This window comes from Mycobacterium sp. E3305, assembly GCF_001666785.1.
GTDB lineage: Bacteria > Actinomycetota > Actinomycetes > Mycobacteriales > Mycobacteriaceae > Mycobacterium.
This window is the reverse complement of the sequence record NZ_LZJA01000216.1, coordinates 1-560: the sequence shown is the minus strand read 5'-3', so window position 1 is coordinate 560 and position 560 is coordinate 1. Positions and strand designations below refer to the sequence as shown.

Below are 560 nucleotides of genomic sequence, written 5' to 3'. Positions count from 1 at the left end.
ATCTTCCTGCGTCGGCAGCTGGCCGCCCGGAAAAATCTCGGTGCCGATGAATCGCGCGAATCTCACATCGCTCATCGTCAGCTTGACGCCGAGTGCGGGCATCTGCTGCCATTGATAGGTCAAAATGGTGTGCAACAGCATCCGACCGTCGTCGGGCAGGATGTGGTGGGCACGTTCAAAAAAGGCCGGCCACCGGTCGGCCTTGAACGCCTCGAAGGCGCCGATGCTGACGATTCGGTCGACCTTGTCGTCGAATTCCTCCCAGCCCTGCAACCGGACTTCGACGGAGCGGTCGGTGGGGATGGCGGCCATTTTGGCCTTACTGTAGGCAAACTGGTTGCGACTCAGCGTGATCCCGATCACGTTGACGTCATATTTCTCGATCGCCCGGTGCAGCGCTCCTCCCCAGCCGCAACCGATGTCGAGTAGCGTCATCCCCGGCTCGAGATTCAACTTGCCCAGCGCCAGGTCGATCTTGGCAAGCTGCGCCTCTTCCAGGGTCATGTCGTCGCGCTCGAAGTAGGCGCAGCTGTACGTCTGGGTGGGGTCCAGGAACAACC

At 60.9% G+C, this 560-nt stretch carries 1 protein-coding gene; it reads right to left on the bottom strand.

The features are described 5' to 3' along the window. On the bottom strand, positions 1 to 560 hold a 560-nt coding region (locus tag A5701_RS20295), incomplete at both ends, for a class I SAM-dependent methyltransferase (RefSeq protein ID WP_156670183.1).